The sequence below is a fragment of the Pseudomonas sp. GLN_2 genome (assembly GCF_043106005.1).
GTDB classification, from domain to species: domain Bacteria; phylum Pseudomonadota; class Gammaproteobacteria; order Pseudomonadales; family Pseudomonadaceae; genus Aquipseudomonas; species Aquipseudomonas alloputida.
The window spans coordinates 69,196-91,043 of sequence record NZ_JBICMC010000007.1; the positions used below are offsets into that span (position 1 = coordinate 69,196).

The following is a 21,848-nucleotide window of genomic DNA, read 5'->3' on the forward strand; positions in this document are numbered from 1 at the left end:
TCTATCAAGGCACGGAACATAGTGGCAAAATGCCGTTACTTGCGTGTGTCGCTTTTGCCTGGAGAACGATAAGCTGTGTTCAATGAATCCGATGCCCCGCAACCACCCAAGGTGTTGAGCACCCCCTTGGAGATTGCGGCCAACTTGCGGCAGCTGCAGGAAAGCCACGACCCCCTGATCATCACCTTCCATGACCGCAGCCAGCGCTTCCAGAGCTATGTGGTGCACGTGGACCGCGAAAGCAACACCCTGGCACTGGATGAGATGATCCCCCGTGACGGCGAGAAATTCATCGAGAACGGCGAGCACTTCCGTGTCGAAGGCTTCCACGATGGTGTACGCATCGCCTGGGAATGCGATCACGCCCTGAAAATCAGCGAAGTCGACGGCCACCGTTGCTACAGCGGCGCCCTGCCGCAAGAGATGACCTACCACCAGCGCCGCAACGCCTTCCGCGCCGCGCTGAAGCTATCGCAACTGGTCGATATCATCCTCGACGGTGCTCACCTCAAGGGCAACGGCGCCATGCGAGGCAAGCTGCTGGATATCTCGGCCACTGGCTGCAAACTGCGCTTTGAAGGCAATGTCGAAGACCGCCTGCAACTGGGCCAGGTGTATGAGCGTTTCAAGGCGGGCAACCCACTGGGCCTGGTGGACACCATGGTCGAGCTGCGTCATCTGCACTATGAAGAGCGCATCAACACCACCTTTGCCGGCGTACGCTTCCATAACCTGAGCGGCCAGGCGCAGCGCAAGATCGAGAGTTTCGTGTACCAGCTGCAGCGTGAAGCGCGGCGGTTCGACAAGGACGATTATTGATCGTCGGTGGTAAAACAGAAAACGCCACCTGCTGAGGTGGCGTTTTCATTTGTGTTTCTGCTGGGCTGGCCTCTTCGCGGGTAAACCCGCTCCTACACCGACTTGCTGACCTCTTCAGGTTCAGGCGCCTGTTGCTGCGCGCCCTTCTCTTCATCCTCGGTGTCTTCAGCCGCCACCGGCGCCTGCATCACGTCCTGCACCGTCTGCTCATCCACTCGCGGGTCCAGCGCCGCCGACAATGGCGAACCGGCCGCCGGCATCGCCACGTGGCCCAGCGGTGCATCCTGTACCTGATGCAGGCCGGTAACCGCTTTCGGCCGAATGCGCCAGACCAGCACCAGGGCAAAGAATACGAAGAAGGCATACAGCATCTGCGCGCCCAGCACTTTCATCAGAACCCCTGCCGCCAGCGGGCCGACGCATGCACCCACACCGTAGGTCACCAACAGCATCGCCGTCAGCGATACCCGGCGCTCGCTTTCCACGTGGTCATTGGAAAAGGCAACCGCCAGCGGGTACAGGCAGAACTGCAGCAACGAGATCAGGAAGCCGATACCGAACAGCAACTCCAGCGGCACACTGGGCAGTACTGCCAATGGCGCAGCCGCCAGCGCCAGCCCCACTGCCACACTCCGAATCAGCACCGCCCGGTCATAACGGTCAGACAACCAGCCCAGCGGCCACTGCACCAGCAGGCCGGCAAAAATGCAGCTACCCATGAACAGACCGATCTGCTCGGTACTCATCCCCTGGCTTGACGCATATAAAGGCGCCAGACCGTAGAACGAGCCGACAATCAGCCCCGAGCCCAAAACCGTACTGAGCGACTGCGGCACGCGCTTGATGAAGAACTTCGGCTCCATCGGTGCCGGGCGCAGGGGCGCCGGGTGAATACGCCGGGTCATCGCCACGGGCACCAGGCACAGGGCAAAGCACATCGCCACCAGCATCAGCAACTCAGGGCCGAGCTGCGGGTGCACCACCAGAATCAACTGGCCAAGCACCAGGCCCAGGTACGAGGCAATCATGTAGCCGCTGAACACCGCGCCCCGGTGCTTCACATCGGCCTGCTCATTGAGCCAGCTCTCAATGACCATGTATTGGCACATCATCCCCAGGCCGACGATCACGCGCAGCCCGACCCAGGCCGGCAGCCAGCTGGTCAGGCCATGACCGAGCACCGCAGCGCCGACGATACCGGCACAGGTGGCATAGGCGCGTATGTGCCCTACCCGTCCGATCAGCCGGTGGCCAACCTTGCCGCCAACCGCCAGACCAAAGTAGTTGGCCGCCATCAACGCCCCCACCCACAGGCTGTCGACGTGGTCGGCAGCCAGGCGCAGGGCCAGGTAGGTGCTGAGCAGGCCCGAGCCGATCAACATCATCAGCGCGGCGAAATACAACGACTGAAAAGGCTTCCATACATTTCGCATACGTCCCGTGGAGCTCCCTGGTCAGGTGGCAGTTTTGGGTGCTAGCAGCATAAAGGCAAAAACCGCCTGGCGCAGGCCCCCGACAGCTATTTGGCATTGCGGGGGCGTGCCCGGTGCAGGTTGTGTCGCGCTCAGGCCTGTGCCGCCAGGACCCGGCGCTCCCACGGCGTGATCTCGTCGAAGAAATCGCTCAGCTCAAGCGTCTTGCTCGCAATGTAGCCTTCGATGAACTCGCTGCCGAACAGTTCCCGCGCCAGCGTGCTGCGCTTGAGCCTTTCAAGGGCTGCGTGCAGCGTGCACGGCAGGCTCAGGTGCTCGGGCACTTCGAATTCGCCCTGGATGGCTGGCGATGGCTGCAAGCGCTGCTCGATGCCATGCAGCCCGGCGGCCAGGCTGGCAGCAATGGCCAGGTACGGGTTTGCATCGGCCCCAGGCAGGCGGTTTTCCACCCGTCGCGCGACCGGTGCACTGGCCGGAATGCGCAAGCCAGCGGCGCGATTGTCCTCGGACCAGCACGCATTGTTCGGCGAGGCATAGGGGTGGCACAGGCGCTGGTAGGAATTGACGTTGGGCGCGAACAGGGCGGTGAAGTCGGCCATGCACGCCTGCAACCCGCCGATGAAATGGTGGAAGGTGTCTGTCGGCAGGCCCTGCTCGTCACTGAACACGTTACGCCCGCTGCCGGCCTCGACCAGGCTCTGGTGAATGTGCATGGAACTGCCGGGCGTACGCGCCAGCGGCTTGGCCATGCAGACCACATTCAGCCCGTGCTTGAGCGCCACTTCCTTGAGCAGGTGCTTGAACAGGAAGGTCTGGTCGGCCAACAGCAGCGGGTCACCGTGCAGCAGGTTGATCTCGAACTGGCTGACACCCATTTCGTGCATGAAGGTGTCACGTGGCAGGCCGAGCGCGGCCATGCAGTGGTACACCTCCTTGAAGAACGGGCGCAGGCCGTTGTTGGAACTGACACTGAACGCCGAATGGCCCAGCTCGCGGCGGCCATCGCTGCCTACAGGCGGCAGGAACGGTTGCTGCGGGTCGGTGTTGGGGGCGAAGACGAAGAACTCCAGTTCGGTTGCCACTACCGGCGCCAGGCCCAGTGCCGCATAGCGGGCTATCACGGCCTTCAGCTGGCCCCGGGTGGACAGTGCCGAGGGCCGGCCATCCAGCTCGTTGGCATCGCAGATGGCCAAGGCGCGGCCGTCATCGCTCCAGGGCAGGCGGTGGACCTGACTGGGTTCGGCCACCAGTGCCAGGTCGCCGTCATCACTGCCGTAGAATTTCGCTGCTGGGTAGCCGCCCATGATGCACTGCAGCAGCACACCCCGGGCCATCTGCAGACGACGGCCTTCGAGGAAGCCGTCGGCGGTCATCACCTTGCCGCGCGGAACACCGTTGAGGTCGGGGGTGACGCATTCGATTTCATCGATGCCCTGGAGCTGAGCGGTGCTCATGACGCTTGTCCTTGTTGTTGTAGGCTGACATCAACATAGGCTGCGGGTGTTTAAAATATCAAGCAGCCTATATAGGCGCCTGTGTCGGCCTCTTCGCGGGTAAACCCGCGCCTACAGGTGGTGCGACCCGCGAAGAGGCGGGCACAGCCCCCTACTCCCGCAAGGTCATGCCATTGGCCGGCAACGGCAATGCCGTTTTGTAGCGCACCTGCTTCAGGGCAAAACTCGAACGAATATTGGCCACCCCCGGCAAGCGCGTGAGGTAATCGAGAAACCGCTCCAGCGCCTGGATGCTCGGCAGCAGCACCCGCAACAGGTAATCCGGGTCCCCGGTCATCAGGTAGCACTCCATCACCTCGGGCCGCTCGGCGATCTCTTCTTCAAACCGATGCAACGACTGCTCCACCTGTTTTTCCAGGCTGACATGGATAAACACATTCACATCCAGCCCCAGCACCTCAGGCGACAGCAAGGTCACCTGCTGGCGGATTACCCCCAGTTCTTCCATGGCCCGCACCCGGTTGAAACACGGCGTGGGCGACAGGTTCACCGAGCGTGCCAGCTCGGCATTGGTGATGCGGGCGTTCTCTTGCAGGCTGTTGAGAATGCCGATATCAGTACGATCGAGTTTGCGCATAAGACAAAATCACCGGTTTTTTGTGTTTATGCGGAATGTTTATCTGCCTCGCTCGGCAAAGGCAATCAACTTGAGAGAAAAATTCTCCTGCCGGGCCACTAAGATGTAGGTGACGCTGACTTACCAGTCACAAGCCGGTACTCAGCGGCGGCCGCTTCAGAGCTCACAAAAACAAATACCCGAGCGAGCGTAAAAAGCATGAACGAGTACGCCCCCCTGCGTTTGCATGTGCCCGAGCCCACCGGCCGGCCAGGCTGCCAGACCGATTTTTCCTACCTGCGCCTCAATGACGCAGGTCAAGCCCGTAAACCCGCTATCGATGTCGATGCTGCCGACACTGCCGACCTGTCCTACAGCCTGGTCCGCGTGCTTGACGAGCAAGGCGATGCGCAAGGCCCCTGGGCCGAAGACATCGACCCACAGATCCTTCGTCAAGGCATGCGCGCCATGCTCAAGACGCGGATCTTCGACAGCCGCATGGTGGTCGCCCAGCGCCAGAAGAAGATGTCCTTCTACATGCAAAGCCTGGGCGAAGAAGCCATCGGCAGTGGCCAGGCGCTGGCGCTGAACCGCACCGACATGTGCTTCCCGACCTACCGCCAGCAAAGCATCCTGATGGCCCGCGACGTATCGCTGGTCGAGATGATCTGCCAACTGCTGTCCAACGAGCGCGACCCCCTCAAGGGCCGCCAGTTGCCGATCATGTACTCGGTGCGCGAAGCCGGCTTCTTCACCATCAGCGGCAACCTGGCGACCCAGTTCGTGCAGGCAGTCGGCTGGGCCATGGCCTCGGCGATCAAGGGCGATACCAAGATTGCTTCGGCGTGGATCGGTGACGGAGCCACCGCCGAGTCGGACTTCCACACCGCCCTCACCTTTGCCCACGTTTACCGCGCCCCGGTGATCCTCAATGTGGTCAACAACCAGTGGGCGATTTCTACCTTCCAGGCCATCGCCGGTGGCGAGTCGACCACCTTCGCCGGCCGTGGCGTGGGTTGCGGTATTGCTTCGCTGCGGGTTGACGGCAACGACTTCGTCGCCGTGTACGCCGCCTCGCGCTGGGCTGCCGAGCGCGCCCGCCGCGGCCTGGGCCCAAGCCTGATCGAGTGGGTCACCTACCGTGCCGGCCCGCACTCGACGTCGGACGACCCCTCCAAGTACCGCCCTGCCGATGACTGGAGCCACTTCCCGCTGGGTGACCCGATCGCCCGCCTGAAGCAGCACCTGATCAAGATTGGCCACTGGTCCGAAGAAGAACACCAGGCCGTCACGGCCGAGCTCGAAGCTGCGGTGATTGCCGCACAGAAAGAAGCCGAGCAGTACGGCACCCTGGCTAACGGGCACATCCCGAGCGCCGCCTCGATGTTCGAGGATGTGTACAAGGAGATGCCCGAACACCTGCGCCGTCAACGCCAGGAACTGGGGGTTTGAGATGAACGACCACAACAACAGCATCAACCCGGAAACCGCCATGGCCACCACTACCATGACCATGATCCAGGCCCTGCGCTCGGCCATGGATGTCATGCTTGAGCGCGACGACAATGTGGTGGTGTACGGCCAGGACGTCGGTTACTTCGGCGGCGTGTTCCGCTGCACCGAAGGCCTGCAGAACAAGTTCGGCAAATCGCGCGTGTTCGACGCGCCCATCTCCGAGAGCGGCATCGTCGGTACCGCCGTGGGCATGGGCGCCTATGGCCTGCGCCCGGTGGTGGAGATCCAGTTCGCCGACTACTTCTACCCGGCCTCCGACCAGATCGTCTCCGAGCTGGCCCGCCTGCGTTACCGGTCGGCCGGCGAGTTCATTGCCCCGCTGACCCTGCGCATGCCTTGTGGCGGCGGCATCTATGGCGGCCAGACTCACAGCCAGAGCCCTGAAGCGATGTTCACCCAGGTCTGCGGCCTGCGCACCGTGATGCCGTCCAACCCTTATGACGCCAAAGGCCTGCTGATTGCCTCGATCGAATGCGACGACCCGGTAATCTTCCTGGAGCCCAAACGCCTGTACAACGGCCCGTTCGATGGCCACCACGACCGCCCGGTAACCCCATGGTCGAAGCACCCGCACAGCGCCGTGCCCGACGGCTATTACACCGTACCGCTGGACAAGGCCGCCATTACCCGCCCTGGCAATGACGTGACCGTGCTGACCTACGGCACCACGGTGTACGTGGCCCAGGTGGCCGCCGAAGAAAGCGGCGTCGATGCCGAAGTGATCGACCTGCGCAGCCTGTGGCCGCTGGACCTGGACACCATCGTCGAGTCGGTGAAAAAGACCGGCCGTTGCGTGGTGGTGCACGAGGCCACCCGCACCTGCGGCTTCGGTGCCGAGCTGGTGTCGCTGGTGCAGGAGCACTGCTTCCACCACCTGGAGGCGCCGATCGAGCGCGTCACCGGCTGGGACACCCCCTACCCTCACGCACAGGAATGGGCTTACTTCCCCGGCCCTTCGCGGGTAGGTGCGGCACTTAAAAAGGTCATGGAGGTCTGAATGGGCACGCACGTCATCAAGATGCCGGACATTGGCGAAGGCATCGCGCAGGTCGAGTTGGTGGAATGGTTCGTCAAGGTCGGCGACATCATCGCCGAGGACCAGGTGGTGGCCGACGTCATGACCGACAAGGCCACCGTGGAAATCCCCTCGCCGGTCAGCGGCAAGGTGTTGGCCCTGGGTGGCCAGCCCGGGGAAGTGATGGCGGTCGGTAGCGAACTGATCCGCATCGAAGTGGAAGGCAGCGGCAACCATGTGGATGTGCCTCAGCCAAAACCGGTAGAGGCCCCGGCCGCCCCGATTGCAGCCAAGCCGGAACCGCAGAAAGACGTAAAACCCGCCGTGTACCAGGCGCCCGCCAACCACGAAGCTGCAACCATCGTGCCGCGCCAGCCGGGCGACAAGCCGCTGGCCTCGCCAGCTGTGCGCAAACGCGCCCTGGACGCCGGTATCGAACTGCGTTATGTGCATGGTAGCGGCCCGGCCGGGCGCATTCTGCACGAAGACCTCGACGCCTTCATGAGCAAGCCGCAAAGCAATGCCGGGCAAGCACCTGATGGTTATGCCAAGCGCACCGACAGCGAGCAGGTGCCGGTGATTGGCCTGCGCCGCAAGATCGCCCAGCGCATGCAGGACGCCAAACGCCGGGTCGCGCACTTCAGTTATGTCGAGGAAATCGACGTCACCGCCCTGGAAGCCCTGCGCCAGCAACTCAACAGCAAGCACGGCAACAGCCGCGGCAAACTGACCTTGCTGCCATTCCTGGTGCGCGCCCTCGTCGTGGCGCTGCGTGACTTCCCGCAGATCAACGCGACCTACGACGACGAAGCGCAGATCATCACCCGCCATGGCGCGGTCCATGTGGGCATTGCCACCCAAGGTGACAACGGCCTGATGGTACCGGTGCTGCGCCACGCCGAAGCGGGCAGCCTGTGGGCCAATGCCGCCGAGATTTCGCGCCTGGCCAACGCAGCACGTAACAACAAGGCCAGCCGTGAAGAGCTGTCCGGCTCGACCATCACCCTGACCAGCCTTGGCGCCCTGGGTGGCATTGTCAGCACGCCGGTGGTCAACACCCCGGAAGTGGCAATCGTCGGGGTCAACCGCATGGTCGAACGACCGGTGGTGATTGATGGCCAGATCGTCGTGCGCAAGATGATGAACCTGTCCAGCTCGTTCGACCATCGCGTGGTCGATGGCATGGACGCCGCCCTGTTCATCCAGGCCGTGCGTGGCCTGCTCGAACAACCCGCCTGCCTGTTCGTGGAGTGAGCATGCAACAGATTATCCAGACTACCCTGTTGATCATCGGCGGCGGCCCTGGCGGCTATGTAGCAGCCATCCGCGCCGGGCAACTGGGCATTCCTACCGTACTGGTGGAAGGCCAGGCACTGGGCGGCACCTGCCTGAACATCGGCTGCATCCCGTCCAAGGCGCTGATCCACGTGGCCGAGCAGTTTCACCAGGCCTCGCGCTTTACCGAACCCTCGCCGCTGGGCATCAGCGTGGCTTCGCCGCGCCTGGACATCGGCCAGAGCGTCACCTGGAAGGACGGCATTGTCGACCGTCTGACCACCGGTGTTGCCGCCTTGCTGAAAAAGCACGGGGTGAAAGTGATGCATGGCTGGGCCAAGGTACTGGACGGCAAGCAGGTCGAGGTCGATGGCCAGCGTATCCAGTGCGAGCATCTGTTGCTGGCGACCGGTTCCAGCAGTGTCGAACTGCCGATGCTGCCGCTGGGTGGCCCGGTGATTTCCTCGACCGAAGCCCTGGCGCCGAAAGCCCTGCCGCAACACCTGGTGGTGGTCGGCGGTGGCTATATCGGCCTGGAGCTGGGCATTGCCTACCGCAAGCTGGGTGCACAGGTGAGTGTGGTGGAAGCGCGCGAACGCATCCTGCCGACCTACGACAGCGAATTGACCGCCCCGGTGGCCGAGTCGCTGAAGAAACTGGGCATCGCGTTGCACCTGGGCCACAGCGTCGAGGGCTACGAAAATGGCTGCCTGCTGGCCAGCGACGGCAAGGGTGGGCAACTGCGTCTTGAGGCCGATCAGGTGCTGGTGGCCGTGGGCCGCCGGCCACGCACCAAGGGCTTCAACCTGGAATGCCTGGACCTGAAGATGAACGGCGCCGCCATTGCCATCGACGAGCGCTGTCACACCAGCATGCACAACGTCTGGGCCATCGGCGACGTCGCTGGCGAACCGATGCTGGCGCACCGGGCCATGGCCCAGGGCGAGATGGTCGCCGAAATCATCGCCGGCAAGGCCCGACGCTTCGAGCCGGCAGCGATTGCCGCCGTGTGCTTTACCGACCCGGAAGTGGTGGTGGTCGGCAAGACCCCGGAACAAGCCAGCCAGCAGGGCCTGGACTGCATCGTCGCGCAGTTCCCGTTTGCCGCCAATGGCCGGGCCATGAGCCTGGAGTCGAAAAGCGGTTTCGTGCGGGTGGTGGCGCGCCGTGACAACCACCTGATCGTGGGTTGGCAGGCGGTTGGCGTGGCGGTCTCCGAGCTGTCCACCGCGTTTGCCCAATCGCTGGAGATGGGCGCGTGCCTGGAAGATGTGGCCGGCACCATTCATGCCCACCCAACGCTGGGTGAAGCGGTACAGGAAGCCGCACTGCGCGCCCTGGGCCACGCCTTGCATATCTGACACTGAAGCGGCCGAGGCCGATTTGGCCCGCTGCGCCGAGAGGCGCTGCGGGTCTTTTTTCATTCAGGCCATCCAAGCGTCCAGAAAACCGCACGCTCTTTGAGGGGCTAGTGTGGTGTTTTGCAAATACGGCCAATAACTCGCGAGCGCTTTTTGCGCTCAGACAAGGCGTCGCGACGAGTCGTAGCCCAGCTACGGCGAGGAGCGACAACGCCGCATGAGCGCAAAAAGCGCCGCGAGTTATGGTCGTTATTTGTGAAACACCACACTAGCTACTCGGCGATTGCGTTCTTGCCTGTCCCCTTGGCCCTGTAGAGCGCCTTGTCGGCACGCGCCAGCAGCGCGTGCTGGTCCTCCCCTTCCCGCCATTGCACCACGCCATAGCTCATGGTCAGCCGGCAATCACCCACCGGCTCCACCTGCTCCAGCACCTGGCGCAAGCGCGCCGCCACATCCAGCGCCTCCCCCAACGCGGTCTGCGGCAGCACGATGACGAACTCGTCGCCGCCCCAGCGCGCCAGCAGGTCCAGTTCGCGCAAGCAGGTGCGCAGGCTTTCGGCCACCCGAACCAGCGCCGCATCGCCACGGGCGTGACCGTAGCGGTCATTGATCGGTTTGAAATCATCCATGTCCATGGCGATCAGCGACAACGGCTGGCGGAAGCGCTGGGCGCGCTGGCACTCCCGCTGCAACGCGCTCTCCAGCCGGTAACGGTTGGCGACACGGGTCAACGCATCGCGTTCGGCCAATTCACGGTTTTCGTCCAGTTGCCGCTGCAACTGCTGGTTCACCCAGGACAACTCACGGGTGCGTTCGGCCACCTGAAATTCCAGCGACTGGTTCTTCTGCTCCAGTTGAGTCACCAAGCGCTTGCCAGCGTCGATATTGCGATGCGCACCCAGCATGCGTGCCACGGAGCCGTCCTCGTTATGCGCGATGACGTAGCCGCTGTCTTCGATCCAGATATAGCTGCCGTCCTGACAACGGCAACGGTATTCAATGCGGTAGCGCTCGTTGCGCTGATTGATATAGGCCTCGAAATGGGCCATTACCCGGGGGTAGTCTTCGGGATGGATCACGCTTTCCCAGGTAAATACCGAGTTGGCCATGGAGTGGCTGGCATAACCCAGCATGCTGTACCAGCCCGGGTTGCGATAAACGTAGCCGGTATTGGCATTCCAGTCCCAGATGCCATCACTGATCAAATCGAACAAGGTGTGCAATTGCTGTTCACTGAAGCCGGCAGGTACCGGCCGGGTTTCTTGACTCATGGACGCTCTCCCTGATGCCCAGCAACTGCGCTCCGATCAAGGGGCTGCCGACAGTGGTGTTGATTGCCGCGAGCGGCAAGATGATGCCTATCACGGGCAAGCATATGCCCACCCGTGTGCAACCGAAATAGCGCCAACGCCCTGATTTCGACCGGCACAGCGCTGGCATGGCTTTTGCGCTAGGTACCTGCCAACGAGATTTCCAAGGAGGAAACATGATAATCGCCCCTAACGGCGTCAGCTGGCAGCCCACGCTCCACCAGCCTCGGTACACCAGCGATGAGCAGACAGTGGCCCAGATTGCACCGGTCCGCGCGCCAATAACCACCGCCAACACGGCGAGCCAACAACAGAGCGGGGGCAGTACCGCTCAGCAAAACGCTGAGGAGGCTCGTGCAGAAGCCTTTGCCAAATTCAAGGTGATGCTGCAAAACCTGGGTTCTGCGACCACCGAGCCCCTCATCGGAGAACCACTACCGCCCAAGACTGCCCGACAGGAATTTCACGACTTCATGTCCAAGTCGCCCGGCGAGATGATCAAGGAGAAACTGCTGCGTGAAATAGGCCTGACCGAAGAAGAGTACGACGCCCTGCCGCCCGAAATGAAAGCAAAGGTCGACGAGTTGATCGCCCAGCGCATGAAAGAAGACATCAAGCGCAAGATCGAGGAGAAAGCGCAAGAGCAGATCGCCAAAGCGGACGGCGACCTGGATGAAGAGCAACAAGCGGCAAGCCCGATATGAAGCAGTGGAAGCGGCCGGTAAGGAGAGCGCCGCAGTTCGTCCAAGGCGCTTCAGCCTGACCGGTGTCCGGTGGCGTCGATGGTCAGGTGGTGCATGGCTTCGTCAACTGCACCGCTACCGGCGCCATCACCGGTCTCAGGAAAAATCGGCAGGATGTTGTGCAGAGAATTCGTTTGAGGTCCTTGGCCTTATTGTCCAGGGTGGCAGGCTGGTAGCTATTTGCCACGCGTGGACGCAGGCGCATGACGATGCCTGCGTAGGGGAACGATGTCGGATCCCCCCTAAAATAAGAGAGGACAAGGAAATGCAATCACACGATTTGAAGCAAAGCCTCAAGCAGCGGCATATCACCATGATCGCCCTGGGTGGGGTGATCGGTGCAGGGCTGTTCATGGGCTCGGGCTCACTGATCGCATCGGCAGGGCCCGCGGCCATACTGTCGTATTTCATTGGTGGCCTGGTGGTCACCCTGGTCATGTTCATGCTGGGCGAAATGGCCTGCCGCAACCCGGATGCAGGGTCGTTCTCGACCTACGCCAACACCTACCTCGGGGACTGGGCAGGGTTTACGGTCGGCTGGCTGTACTGGTTCAAGTCGATGATGACCATCACCCTGGAAGCGGTACTGCTGGGCGCCATCCTGCATGACTTCCTGCCCTGGCTACCGATCTGGGCAGGCGCCTTCCTGATGCTGGTGACACTCATGGCCAGCAACGCCTACTCGGTGCGTTCGTTTGCCGAAGTCGAGTATTGGCTGGCCGCGATGAAGGTCGCCACCATCCTCATCTTCATGCTGCTGGGCGTGTCGATCCTGCTCGGCCTGCACAGTGAGATTCCCGCCCCCGGCCTGATCAACCTCACCGCCCATGACGGCTTCATGCCCAACGGCCTGTCACCGGTGATGGCCGGCGTTATCGTGGTGATTTTCTCCCTGGGCGGCAGCGAAATTGCCGCCGTGGCCGCGGGTGAATCAGAGAACCCGCGACAGAACGTGATCCGCGCGATCAAGAGCGTGATCCTGCGGGTGATGCTGTTCTACGTAGGTTCTGTGTCGATCCTGATCCTTTGCCTGCCCTGGACCGACAAGGCCAACCTGGCCTCGCCCTATGTTTCATTGTTCAGCCTGGCCGGGTTCGGTGGTGCTGCAGTGGCCATGAAACTGGTGCTGTTCGTCTCGTTCATGTCGGTGATGAACTCGTTCATGTTCTCCAACTCACGCATGCTGTTCTCGCTGAGCCAGCGCGGTCACGCGCCCAAGCTGTTCTCACGCACCAGTGCCAAGGGCGTACCGATCAATGCGCTGCTGCTGAGCCTGTCGATCTGCACGATGATCCTGACCGTGCACTTTGTCAGTGGCGGCGACCTGTTCATGACCTTGGCCAAGAGTACCGGCAGCCTGGTCATGGTCGTATGGATCTTCATCATCATCGCCCACGTGGCCATGCGCAGGAAAACCCGCCACGAAGCGGTCGCCCCAAACGCCTTCCGTGCCTGGCTGTTCCCCTACACCAATATCATTGCGCTGTTCGCCTTGCTGGCAGTCATCGGCACCCAGGCGTTCGACCCGGCATCGCGTTTCCAATTCTGGTTCACGGTGCTGACGGTACTGCTGGTGGTGGCGGGGTACTTCCTGATGCGTCAGCGGCTGGCCCCAAGCGCGGCGTTATGCCACGAACGTGATGCATGACAGCGCTGGCCAAGCGCAGGTGCTGTCAACAGCAGCACGACGGCGACAAAGGCAACGGAGACAATAATGGGAATGACGAGAATGGCGTCCCAGGCAGGAATTGAACCTGCAACCTTCCCCTTAGGAGGGGGATGCTCTATCCAATTGAGCTACTGAGACGCTACGACCGGCAGCGAGCGCTGCACAGCGGGATGGCCAGCATGTTAACCAGCATGCTGGCGTTTGTCATGTCTCAACTGGGCTTTTTCGCGTAATCCTTTTCTGCCGCTGCTATCCCCGTGGTAGCACGCCCTGATGGCGAAGCAGCGAAACGAATGCGGCGACCGCCGCCTCCAGTGTGGAAGAATTATCCAGCACATGTACCGACGGGTCGGCTGCAGCTTGCAAGCGTGCGCTGCGCGCCAGGCGCTGCTCCACTTCTTCTGCGGTTTCCCGGCCCCGGGCCAGCAAGCGCTGGCGCAGCACCTCAGGCTTGACCTCAACCAACACGGCCAACAAATCCGGGTAGCGCTGACGGGCTTCTGGCAGATAAGCCCGAGAGCCATTCACCAGCACTGCCCTGCCCGCCGCCAACCACTGGTCCACCTGCCGGGGTATGCCATAGTCCAGGCCATTGGCCCGCCAGTGCATGGCAAACGCACCCTGCGCGCGCAAGGCATCAAACTGCTCAGGCGTGACCCCTTGGGCAGCTTCGCCTTTGGCTTCGGCCGAACGGGTGATGACCCGGCGGGCAATTTCTACCCCGGCGAGGGCCAGTTGCTCACGCGATGCGTCGATCAGGGAATCTTTCCCGGAACCCGACGGCCCAATCAGAAATATCAACCGGCCTGTCCCTGATCGGCGGTCGCTTGCGTCATGTTGCATAGCCACTATGCTCTATGGAGAGAACCGGCGCATTCTAGGGCTTTTCTGGGCATTTTTCTGCGTTTTACCGATTATTGACGGCAAAAGACTGACGGCCAGGCTAGCCAGAACATGTAAAACTTTTCAAACCAGTGCTCATTTCTGATAATTGGTACTGGCATAAAGCCTTTATCCGGCTCACTATTTGTCACATAATTGACGCCAAGCAAACGGCGACCATGAGGCAAGATGAGCATCCATTTTTCACTGGCGGTTGAACATTTTGTCGTCGCCACGGTCGTACTTCCATCCCGTGCGGCCAATTTGAGAACCGCTTCCCCTGAACCAAACTCTGGTCAATTTATATGCGCCCAATGAAACAGGCTATTTATTCGAGCCGCACCGCTGACAAGTTCGTCGTCCGCCTGCCAGACGGAATGCGTGAGCGCATTGCCGAGGTAGCGCGCAACCACCACCGCAGCATGAACTCCGAGATCATTGCACGCCTGGAGCAGAGCCTTATCCAGGAAGGTGCGCTGGGTGACGAACTGAGCATGCGCCTGGACAGCCCTGAGCTATCCCTGCATGAGCGCGAGTTGCTGCAGCGATTCCGCCAACTGTCCCACCGCCAGCAGAACGCCCTGGTCGCCCTCATCGCTCACGATGTGGAAATGGCCGCAGACGCTTCCTGAGGCCTGCAGCGAACACAAAAAAGCCAGCGTAAGCTGGCTTTTTTGTGGATGACTGATTGGCAGCAAAGGCATTTCCCTGTGGGACGTTCCCACAGGGAGGATCGGCTTACAACAGGAACAGCGTCGCCAGACCAAGGAAGATGAAGAAACCACCGCTGTCGGTCACAGCAGTGATCATCACGCTCGCCCCCATCGCAGGGTCGCGCCCCAGGCGGGCCAAGGTCATCGGGATCAGCACGCCCATCAGCGCGGCCAATAACAGGTTCAAGGTCATCGCTGCGGTCATTACCACCCCCAGCGACCAGCTGCCATACAGCCAGAAAGCCACCGCACCAATCACTCCGCCCCAAACCAGGCCGTTGATCAGCGACACCGCCAACTCCTTGCGCATCAAGCGGCTGGTATTGCCTGGCGACACTTGGTCCAGGGCCATGGCGCGGACGATCATGGTGATGGTCTGGTTACCAGAGTTGCCACCAATACCGGCAACGATCGGCATCAACGCAGCCAACGCCACCAGCTTTTCAATCGAACCTTCGAACAACCCGATCACTCGCGAAGCAACGAACGCGGTAATCAGATTGATGGCCAGCCACGCCCAACGGTTGCGGAACGAACGCCAGACCGAGGCGAAAATATCTTCCTCTTCACGCAGACCCGCCATGTTGAGGACTTCGCTCTCGCTTTCCTCACGAATCAGGTCAACCATTTCGTCGATGGTCAGACGGCCGATCAGGCGTTCGCTCTTGTCGACCACCGGGGCGGATACCAGGTCATAACGCTCGAAAGCCTGCGCTGCATCGTAGGCATCTTCCTCGGGCTGGAAGGAGACAGGGTCGGTCGCCATGACCTCCGCCACCTTCTTCTCCGGGTCGTTGACCAGCAGGCGCTTGATCGGCAATACCCCCTTGAGGATGCCGTCGTAATCGACCACGAACAACTTGTCGGTGTGGTTCGGCAATTCTTTCAGGCGGCGCAGGTAGCGCAGCACCACTTCCAGGCTGACATCTTCGCGGATGGTGACCATCTCGAAGTCCATCAACGCACCGACCTGCTCCTCGTCGTAGCTCAGCGCCGAACGCACTCGCTCGCGTTGCTGGGCATCGAGGGTTTCCATCAGCTCGTGAACAACGTCACGCGGCAGCTCTGGGGCGAGGTCGGCCAGTTCGTCGGCGTCCATCTCCTTGGCGGCAGCCAGCAGCTCGTGATCGTCCATGTCGGCGATCAGCGATTGGCGAACCGAATCGGAAACTTCCAGCAGGATGTCGCCATCGCGCTCCGAGCGCACCAGCTGCCAGACCGTCAGGCGATCTTCCAGGGGCAAGGCTTCGAGGATGTAGGCGATGTCGGCGGGGTGCAGGTCATCGAGCTTGCGCTGCAGCTCGACGAGGTTCTGGCGGTGGACCAGGTTTTCCACCAGGTCATTGTGCGCGCCTTCCTGGCGATGGGTCAGGTCTTCGACCATGCGCTGACGCTGCAGCAGTTCAACCACCTGGGCCAGGCGATCCTGCAGGCTTTCTTGCGCTTTTTTAACTTCTACTTCGGTCATAGGCGAACTCCACTCCCAGCAGCGGAGCACGCCGAGGGAATCAATCGGTCAGATCTTTCTGTATGAATCGTGTTAGCGAGTAACTACTGGGTAAGTCCATGGTGGTTTTCCACAAGCCCCGGCGGGGCTGACGGGCGCAATCATACACTGCTAAAGCTGTCAGATCGCTTAAATTTTTGGCCAGAACAATCGTTTGCGTGATAAAGCTGGGACAACGCTCGAAGCTATCAGTGCGACGGTTGTTGTGGATGAGAAAGCACATTTGATTTTTGAGGCCGCTCAGCGGCTCAAGACTACACCGCAATCATTACAGAAGAGCGTAGATCGACAGGCTCAAGAATTCATTGGCGCACAACAAAAAGCCCGCTCTATTGAGCGGGCTTTCTGATGGGGTATGGCGGACTCAGCAGGATTCGAACCTGCGACCGCTCGGTTCGTAGCCGAGTACTCTATCCAGCTGAGCTATGAGTCCGTGGTGGTAGTTTTAGACCAGATTACCACTGGTTGACTGAAGTAGCTTTGCAAGCAGAACCACTTCAAAAAGTGGCGGACTCAGCAGGATTCGAACCTGCGACCGCTCGGTTCGTAGCCGAGTACTCTATCCAGCTGAGCTATGAGTCCGCGATTGGCAGTTTTAAACCAGATTACCGCTGGTTGACTGAAATGGCTTTGCAAGCAGAACCACTTCAAGAAAGTGGCGGACTCAGCAGGATTCGAACCTGCGACCGCTCGGTTCGTAGCCGAGTACTCTATCCAGCTGAGCTATGAGTCCGCGATTGGCAGTTTTAGACCAGATACCGCTGGTTGATTGAAGCAGCCTTGCAAACAAAGCCACTTCAAAAGTGGCGGACTCAGCAGGATTCGAACCTGCGACCGCTCGGTTCGTAGCCGAGTACTCTATCCAGCTGAGCTATGAGTCCGTGTCTTGCCGCGCATTATAGGTCGCTGAAACATTTTTGCAAGAAGCTTTTCGTTATAAAACAACTACTTAGCGTTCCTACCGTTTACAGCGCCCTACGCAAATAATGGCGGTGAAGGGGGGATTCGAACCCCCGATACCCTTATGAGGTATACTCCCTTAGCAGGGGAGCGCCTTCGGCCACTCGGCCACCTCACCGCAACACGAGGCGAATATTAAAGAACCTCTTTCACCTTTGCAACCCTTTTTTTGAAAAAAACTTCAAAAAAATTAAAGGCTTGGCTCTTCATCCTTCTCCTTCTTGATCCGCAGGTAGATTTCCTCGCGGTGAACTGCCACTTCTTTCGGGGCGCTCACGCCAATACGCACCTGGTTGCCTTTGACGCCAAGCACCGTCACGGTGATCTCGCCGTCTCCAATGATCAGGCTCTCGGCGCACCGACGAGTCAGAATCAACATAGCTTTCTCCTTACGCAAAACATTCAGGGGTAACAGTCTTGGATATCGGGCCGGGTCGCGGACGACGACCATGGCCCCGGTTACTCGCCGCACAGGGCAGGACAGGGCCTGCGCGGCGAGCAGAAACGCGAAGGGCGCGGCAAGCCGCGCCCTTCCAGGCAGCGCCTTACTCGCCCTGTCGGGCAGGAGCATCCAGATCGAACGCGGTATGCAGCGCGCGCACGGCCAGCTCCAGGTACTTCTCTTCGAGCACCACCGAAACCTTGATCTCGGAAGTGGAGATCATCTGGATGTTGATGCTCTCCTTGGCCAGGGCTTCGAACATGCAGCTGGCAACACCGGCGTGCGAACGCATGCCGACACCAACGATCGAGACCTTGGCGATCTTGGTGTCGCCGATCACTTCACGGGCACCGATTTCGCGCGCAGTGTTTTCCAGCACGCTCTGCGCCTTCTCGTACTCATTGCGGTGCACGGTGAAGGTGAAGTCGGTGGTGTTATCGTGAGCAACGTTCTGCACGATCATGTCGACTTCGATGTTCGAAGCGCTGATCGGGCCGAGGATCTTGAAGGCCACGCCCGGGGTATCCGGCACGCCGCGAATGGTCAGCTTTGCTTCATCACGGTTGAAGGCGATACCGGAAATGATCGGCTGTTCCATGGATTCCTCTTCATCAATGGTAATGAGGGTACCCGGACCCTCCTTGAAGCTGTGCAGCACGCGCAGCGGAACGTTGTACTTGCCGGCGAACTCCACCGAACGGATCTGCAGCACCTTGGAACCAAGGCTGGCCATTTCCAGCATCTCTTCGAAGGTGATCTTCTCCAGGCGACGAGCCTGTGGCACGACGCGCGGGTCGGTGGTGTAGACGCCATCAACATCAGTGTAGATCTGGCACTCATCAGCCTTCAGCGCCGCCGCCAGGGCCACGCCGGTGGTATCAGAGCCACCACGACCCAGGGTAGTGATGCTGCCGTGCTCGTCGACACCCTGGAAGCCTGCAACCACGACCACGCGACCTTCCTTGAGGTCGGCACGAATCTTCTGGTCGTCGATTTGCAGAATGCGCGCCTTGTTGTGCGAGCTGTCGGTGAGAATACGCACCTGGTTGCCGGTGTAGGACACCGCTGGCACACCACGCTTGATCAAGGCCATGGTCAGCAGGGCAATGGTGACCTGCTCACCCGTCGACACGATCACGTCCAGTTCACGAGGAACCGGCTGATCGGTGATCTGCTTGGCCAAGTCGATCAGGCGATTGGTTTCACCGCTCATGGCCGACAGCACAACCACCAGGTCGTCGCCCGCTTCACGGTGTTTCTTGACCTTTTCGGCTACCTGCTCGATCCGCTCGATGGAACCGACAGAGGTGCCGCCAAATTTCTGTACGATCAACGCCATTTCAATGGTGCCTCAGCCCATACAGGGCCCCAAAAAACAATCCAACATGAAGGGGTGGACGGGAGTGGCCTGTGTGGCCACTAGACCCTCCACCCCCTCATCTCAAAGTCCCTGCTCTGCGAATGGCACGGCCAGCGCCAGGGCCTGGTCCAGGGCAGCGACGTCGACGCCACCACCCTGGGCCATGTCCGGACGGCCGCCGCCCTTGCCACCCACCGCCGCAGCGGCTTGTTTCATCAGATCGCCAGCCTTGAGTTGGCTGGAGAGGTCCTTGGTCACGCCGGCCACCAGCACAACCTTGCCCTCATGCTCGCTGCCCAGCAGGATCACTGCGTGGCCGAGCTTGTTCTTCAGCTGATCGACCAGGGCCAGCAGGGCCTTGCCATCCTGCCCATCCAGGCGGGCGGCGAGGACCTTGGCACCCTTGACCTCAACGGCCGCGTTGGAGAGATCGTCCCCGGCGGCGCTGGCGGCCTTGGCCTGCAGCTGTTCCAGCTGCTTCTCCAGCTGGCGGTTGCGCTCGAGCACAGCCGACAGCTTGTCGATCAGGTTGTCGCGGTTACCCTTGACCAGTTGTGCGGCTTCCTTGACCTGCTCTTCGGCAGCGTTCAGGTAAGCCAGCGCAGCGGCACCGGTTACGGCTTCGATACGGCGCACACCCGAGGCCACGCCGCCTTCGCTGATGATCTTGAACAGGCTGATGTCACCGGTGCGCTTGGCGTGGATACCGCCGCACAATTCCACCGAAAAATCACCGCCCATGCTCAGCACACGCACGGTGTCGCCGTATTTCTCGCCGAACAGCGCCATTGCGCCTTTGGCCTTGGCAGTTTCGATGTCGGTCAGTTCGGTTTCAACCGGGGTGTTCTTGCGAATCTCGCGGTTGACGATGTCTTCCAGCTGCTTGATCTGCTCCGGCTTCACCGCTTCGAAGTGGCTGAAGTCGAAACGCAGGCGCTGGCTGTCGACCAGCGAGCCCTTCTGCTGTACATGCTCGCCCAGTACCTGGCGCAATGCTTCGTGCAGCAGGTGGGTGGCGGAGTGATTCAACGAGGTGGCGTGCTGTACGTCGGCATCGACCTTGGCCTCGACGGGCGAACCGATCAGCAGCGCACCGCTGGTCACCACGCCGTGGTGCAGGAAGGCGCCGCCGGTCTTGGTGGTATCACGCACGTCGAAGCGTGCAGCACCTGCCTGCAGGAAGCCGCTGTCACCCACCTGACCACCGGACTCGGCGTAGAACGGCGTGCGGTCGAGCACCACAACGCCCTGCTCGCCTTCACCCAGCTGGTCAACGGATTGGCCGTCCTTGTACAGGGCGATGATCTTGCCCTGGCCCTCGGTGGCGTCGTAACCGAGGAACTCGGTGGCGCTGTCGACCTTGACCAGGCTGTTGTAATCCAGGCCGAAGGCGCTGGCGGAACGGGCACGCTCACGCTGGGCGTCCATTTCGCGCTCGAAGCCGGCTTCGTCGATAGTCAGCTCACGCTCACGGGCGATGTCGGCAGTCAGGTCCATCGGGAAGCCATAGGTGTCGTACAGCTTGAACACCACGTCGCCTGGCACCACGTCGCCTTTCAGCTGGGCCAGGTCTTGCTCGAGGATGCGCAGGCCCTGCTCCAGGGTCTTGGCGAACTGCTCTTCTTCGGCCTTGAGCACGCGCTCGATGTGCGCTTGCTGGCTCTTCAGCTCCGGGAAGGCTTCGCCCATTTCAGCGGCCAGCGCGGCAACGATCTGGTAGAAGAAGCTGCCCTTGGCGCCCAGCTTGTTACCGTGACGGCAAGCGCGGCGAATGATGCGGCGCAGCACGTAGCCACGGCCCTCGTTGGACGGCAGCACGCCGTCGGCAATCAGGAAGCCGCACGAACGGATGTGGTCGGCGACCACTTTCAGCGAGGCCTGGCCGTCATTGCTGCAACCGATGGCCTTGGCCGCGGCAGCCAGCAGGTTCTGGAACAGGTCGATCTCGTAGTTCGAATGCACGTGCTGCAGCACGGCGCTGACGCGCTCCAGGCCCATGCCGGTGTCCACCGACGGCGCTGGCAGCGGGTGCAACACACCGTCGGCTGTGCGGTTGAACTGCATGAAGACGTTGTTCCAGATCTCGATGTAGCGGTCACCGTCTTCTTCTGGCGAGCCAGGTGGGCCACCCCAGATATCCGGGCCGTGATCGTAGAAGATCTCGGTGCATGGGCCGCACGGGCCGGTATCGCCCATGGTCCAGAAGTTGTCGGAGGCGTACGGGGCGCCCTTGTTATCGCCGATGCGCACCATGCGCTCGGCCGGCACGCCGACTTCCTTGGTCCAAATGTCGTAGGCTTCGTCGTCGGTGGCGTAGACGGTGACCCAGAGCTTTTCCTTAGGCAGGTTCAGCCACTGCTCAGACGTCAGGAAGGTCCAGGCGAAGGTAATGGCATCGCGCTTGAAATAGTCGCCGAAGCTGAAGTTGCCCAGCATTTCGAAGAAGGTGTGGTGACGCGCGGTGTAACCGACGTTTTCCAGGTCGTTGTGCTTGCCACCGGCACGCACGCACTTCTGGCTGCTGACAGCACGCGTGTAGGCGCGCTTCTCCGCACCGAGGAAGCAGTCCTTGAACTGGTTCATGCCTGCGTTGGTGAACAGCAGGGTCGGGTCGTTGTTCGGGATCAGCGAACTGGAGGCGACTCGGGTATGTCCCTGCTCTTCGAAGAAGCGAAGGAAGGCTTCACGGATTTCTGCGCTTTTCATAGGTTCTTCCACGGAAACGGCGGCCCTGTTGGGCAAACGCGTCGACGAAACGACGGCAAAGGGCCGCA

General features: G+C 61.1%; 19 protein-coding genes and 6 tRNA genes. 9 read left to right on the plus strand and 16 right to left on the minus strand.

Annotated features, from left to right (window positions below; all coding sequences use genetic code 11):
- Nucleotides 1-75: 75 nt before the first annotated feature.
- Nucleotides 76-819 carry a flagellar brake protein gene (locus tag ACF8Q6_RS01820; RefSeq protein ID WP_012051591.1) on the plus strand — a complete coding sequence of 248 codons (744 nt, stop codon included), beginning with the start codon at nt 76-78 and terminating at the stop codon, nt 817-819.
- A 92-nt stretch (nt 820-911) separates the two neighbouring features.
- Here ACF8Q6_RS01820 and ACF8Q6_RS01825 read toward each other — a convergent pair whose 3' ends face one another.
- The 3 genes from ACF8Q6_RS01825 to bkdR form a co-directional block, all read right to left on the minus strand.
- Nucleotides 912-2,252 carry an MFS transporter gene (locus tag ACF8Q6_RS01825; RefSeq protein ID WP_392494412.1) on the minus strand — a complete coding sequence of 447 codons (1,341 nt, stop codon included), beginning with the start codon at nt 2,250-2,252 and terminating at the stop codon, nt 912-914.
- 131 nt (nt 2,253-2,383) lie between these two features.
- The gene (locus ACF8Q6_RS01830) at nt 2,384-3,625 is read right to left on the minus strand and encodes a glutamine synthetase family protein (RefSeq protein ID WP_392494418.1); all 1,242 of its coding nucleotides are present in this window, start codon (nt 3,623-3,625) and stop codon (nt 2,384-2,386) included.
- A gap of 232 nt (nt 3,626-3,857) precedes the next feature.
- The gene (bkdR, locus tag ACF8Q6_RS01835; RefSeq protein WP_003254485.1) at nt 3,858-4,343 is read right to left on the minus strand and encodes a Bkd operon transcriptional regulator BkdR; all 486 of its coding nucleotides are present in this window, start codon (nt 4,341-4,343) and stop codon (nt 3,858-3,860) included.
- A gap of 198 nt (nt 4,344-4,541) precedes the next feature.
- On the opposite strand from bkdR, the gene ACF8Q6_RS01840 reads away from it, so the two are divergent.
- Genes ACF8Q6_RS01840 through lpdA form a run of 4 tightly spaced genes read left to right on the plus strand, consistent with a single transcriptional unit; the run spans nt 4,542 to nt 9,488 of the window.
- Nucleotides 4,542-5,774 carry a 3-methyl-2-oxobutanoate dehydrogenase (2-methylpropanoyl-transferring) subunit alpha gene (locus ACF8Q6_RS01840; RefSeq protein ID WP_003254486.1) on the plus strand — a complete coding sequence of 411 codons (1,233 nt, stop codon included), beginning with the start codon at nt 4,542-4,544 and terminating at the stop codon, nt 5,772-5,774.
- A gap of 1 nt (nt 5,775) precedes the next feature.
- Nucleotides 5,776-6,834: an alpha-ketoacid dehydrogenase subunit beta gene (locus ACF8Q6_RS01845; protein ID WP_392494410.1), complete on the plus strand. Its 1,059-nt coding sequence runs from the start codon at nt 5,776-5,778 to the stop codon at nt 6,832-6,834.
- A complete protein-coding gene (locus tag ACF8Q6_RS01850; RefSeq protein ID WP_392494408.1) occupies nt 6,835-8,106 on the plus strand; it encodes a dihydrolipoamide acetyltransferase family protein in 1,272 nt (423 codons plus the stop codon).
- 2 nt (nt 8,107-8,108) lie between these two features.
- A complete protein-coding gene (gene lpdA, locus ACF8Q6_RS01855) occupies nt 8,109-9,488 on the plus strand; it encodes a dihydrolipoyl dehydrogenase (RefSeq protein ID WP_003254489.1) in 1,380 nt (459 codons plus the stop codon).
- 272 nt (nt 9,489-9,760) lie between these two features.
- On the opposite strand, the gene ACF8Q6_RS01860 is transcribed toward lpdA, so the two are convergent.
- The gene (locus ACF8Q6_RS01860) at nt 9,761-10,759 is read right to left on the minus strand and encodes a diguanylate cyclase (protein WP_161773996.1); all 999 of its coding nucleotides are present in this window, start codon (nt 10,757-10,759) and stop codon (nt 9,761-9,763) included.
- 215 nt (nt 10,760-10,974) lie between these two features.
- On the opposite strand from ACF8Q6_RS01860, the gene ACF8Q6_RS01865 reads away from it, so the two are divergent.
- Nucleotides 10,975-11,502, plus strand: coding sequence for a hypothetical protein (locus ACF8Q6_RS01865; protein ID WP_392489678.1), 528 nt, complete (start codon nt 10,975-10,977; stop codon nt 11,500-11,502).
- A gap of 304 nt (nt 11,503-11,806) precedes the next feature.
- Nucleotides 11,807-13,189 carry an amino acid permease gene (locus ACF8Q6_RS01870; protein ID WP_392489677.1) on the plus strand — a complete coding sequence of 461 codons (1,383 nt, stop codon included), beginning with the start codon at nt 11,807-11,809 and terminating at the stop codon, nt 13,187-13,189.
- Nucleotides 13,190-13,271: 82 nt separating this feature from the next.
- Here ACF8Q6_RS01870 and ACF8Q6_RS01875 read toward each other — a convergent pair.
- From ACF8Q6_RS01875 to ACF8Q6_RS01885, 3 genes are all read right to left on the minus strand, one after another.
- A tRNA-Arg gene (locus ACF8Q6_RS01875) sits at nt 13,272-13,348 on the minus strand.
- Between the two features lie 111 nt (nt 13,349-13,459).
- Nucleotides 13,460-14,053, minus strand: coding sequence for a phosphonate metabolism protein/1,5-bisphosphokinase (PRPP-forming) PhnN (gene phnN / locus ACF8Q6_RS01880; protein ID WP_392489676.1), 594 nt, complete (start codon nt 14,051-14,053; stop codon nt 13,460-13,462).
- 71 nt (nt 14,054-14,124) lie between these two features.
- The gene (locus tag ACF8Q6_RS01885) at nt 14,125-14,328 is read right to left on the minus strand and encodes a hypothetical protein (protein ID WP_392498194.1); all 204 of its coding nucleotides are present in this window, start codon (nt 14,326-14,328) and stop codon (nt 14,125-14,127) included.
- Between the two features lie 69 nt (nt 14,329-14,397).
- Here ACF8Q6_RS01885 and ACF8Q6_RS01890 point away from each other — a divergent pair, with 69 nt between their 5' ends.
- Nucleotides 14,398-14,724: an Arc family DNA-binding protein gene (locus ACF8Q6_RS01890; protein WP_003254499.1), complete on the plus strand. Its 327-nt coding sequence runs from the start codon at nt 14,398-14,400 to the stop codon at nt 14,722-14,724.
- Between the two features lie 106 nt (nt 14,725-14,830).
- On the opposite strand, the gene mgtE is transcribed toward ACF8Q6_RS01890, so the two are convergent.
- The gene (mgtE, locus tag ACF8Q6_RS01895) at nt 14,831-16,273 is read right to left on the minus strand and encodes a magnesium transporter (RefSeq protein WP_003254500.1); all 1,443 of its coding nucleotides are present in this window, start codon (nt 16,271-16,273) and stop codon (nt 14,831-14,833) included.
- Between the two features lie 193 nt (nt 16,274-16,466).
- On the opposite strand from mgtE, the gene ACF8Q6_RS01900 reads away from it, so the two are divergent.
- The gene (locus tag ACF8Q6_RS01900) at nt 16,467-16,661 is read left to right on the plus strand and encodes a hypothetical protein (protein WP_392489675.1); all 195 of its coding nucleotides are present in this window, start codon (nt 16,467-16,469) and stop codon (nt 16,659-16,661) included.
- Nucleotides 16,662-16,668: 7 nt separating this feature from the next.
- Here the strand turns inward: ACF8Q6_RS01900 and ACF8Q6_RS01905 are convergent.
- From ACF8Q6_RS01905 to alaS, 8 genes are all read right to left on the minus strand, one after another.
- Nucleotides 16,669-16,745, minus strand: a tRNA-Arg gene (locus ACF8Q6_RS01905).
- 72 nt (nt 16,746-16,817) lie between these two features.
- Nucleotides 16,818-16,894, minus strand: a tRNA-Arg gene (locus ACF8Q6_RS01910).
- Nucleotides 16,895-16,968: 74 nt separating this feature from the next.
- Nucleotides 16,969-17,045, minus strand: a tRNA-Arg gene (locus ACF8Q6_RS01915).
- A gap of 71 nt (nt 17,046-17,116) precedes the next feature.
- A tRNA-Arg gene (locus ACF8Q6_RS01920) sits at nt 17,117-17,193 on the minus strand.
- Nucleotides 17,194-17,299: 106 nt separating this feature from the next.
- Nucleotides 17,300-17,390 (minus strand) — tRNA-Ser (locus ACF8Q6_RS01925).
- 72 nt (nt 17,391-17,462) lie between these two features.
- Nucleotides 17,463-17,651, minus strand: a complete 189-nt coding sequence (csrA, locus tag ACF8Q6_RS01930) for a carbon storage regulator CsrA (protein ID WP_003254503.1) — start codon at nt 17,649-17,651, stop codon at nt 17,463-17,465.
- A gap of 166 nt (nt 17,652-17,817) precedes the next feature.
- Nucleotides 17,818-19,053 (minus strand): aspartate kinase, encoded by a 1,236-nt coding sequence (locus ACF8Q6_RS01935; RefSeq protein WP_003254504.1) that lies wholly within the window; start codon nt 19,051-19,053, stop codon nt 17,818-17,820.
- Nucleotides 19,054-19,155: 102 nt separating this feature from the next.
- Nucleotides 19,156-21,780, minus strand: coding sequence for an alanine--tRNA ligase (gene alaS / locus ACF8Q6_RS01940; protein WP_392491351.1), 2,625 nt, complete (start codon nt 21,778-21,780; stop codon nt 19,156-19,158).
- Nucleotides 21,781-21,848 lie beyond the last annotated feature (68 nt).

Coding starts and splice junctions, on each gene's coding strand:
- csrA (WP_003254503.1), bottom strand. CDS start 17,651: ATGTTGATTCTGACTCGTCGGTGCGCCGAGAGCCTGATCATTGGAGAC.
- ACF8Q6_RS01935 (WP_003254504.1), bottom strand. CDS start 19,053: ATGGCGTTGATCGTACAGAAATTTGGCGGCACCTCTGTCGGTTCCATC.
- ACF8Q6_RS01865 (WP_392489678.1), top strand. CDS start 10,975: ATGATAATCGCCCCTAACGGCGTCAGCTGGCAGCCCACGCTCCACCAG.
- bkdR (WP_003254485.1), bottom strand. CDS start 4,343: ATGCGCAAACTCGATCGTACTGATATCGGCATTCTCAACAGCCTGCAA.
- ACF8Q6_RS01840 (WP_003254486.1), top strand. CDS start 4,542: ATGAACGAGTACGCCCCCCTGCGTTTGCATGTGCCCGAGCCCACCGGC.
- ACF8Q6_RS01850 (WP_392494408.1), top strand. CDS start 6,835: ATGGGCACGCACGTCATCAAGATGCCGGACATTGGCGAAGGCATCGCG.
- ACF8Q6_RS01825 (WP_392494412.1), bottom strand. CDS start 2,252: ATGCGAAATGTATGGAAGCCTTTTCAGTCGTTGTATTTCGCCGCGCTG.
- mgtE (WP_003254500.1), bottom strand. CDS start 16,273: ATGACCGAAGTAGAAGTTAAAAAAGCGCAAGAAAGCCTGCAGGATCGC.
- alaS (WP_392491351.1), bottom strand. CDS start 21,780: ATGAAAAGCGCAGAAATCCGTGAAGCCTTCCTTCGCTTCTTCGAAGAG.
- lpdA (WP_003254489.1), top strand. CDS start 8,109: ATGCAACAGATTATCCAGACTACCCTGTTGATCATCGGCGGCGGCCCT.
- ACF8Q6_RS01830 (WP_392494418.1), bottom strand. CDS start 3,625: ATGACCGCCGACGGCTTCCTCGAAGGCCGTCGTCTGCAGATGGCCCGG.
- phnN (WP_392489676.1), bottom strand. CDS start 14,053: ATGCAACATGACGCAAGCGACCGCCGATCAGGGACAGGCCGGTTGATA.
- ACF8Q6_RS01845 (WP_392494410.1), top strand. CDS start 5,776: ATGAACGACCACAACAACAGCATCAACCCGGAAACCGCCATGGCCACC.
- ACF8Q6_RS01860 (WP_161773996.1), bottom strand. CDS start 10,759: ATGAGTCAAGAAACCCGGCCGGTACCTGCCGGCTTCAGTGAACAGCAA.
- ACF8Q6_RS01890 (WP_003254499.1), top strand. CDS start 14,398: ATGCGCCCAATGAAACAGGCTATTTATTCGAGCCGCACCGCTGACAAG.
- ACF8Q6_RS01870 (WP_392489677.1), top strand. CDS start 11,807: ATGCAATCACACGATTTGAAGCAAAGCCTCAAGCAGCGGCATATCACC.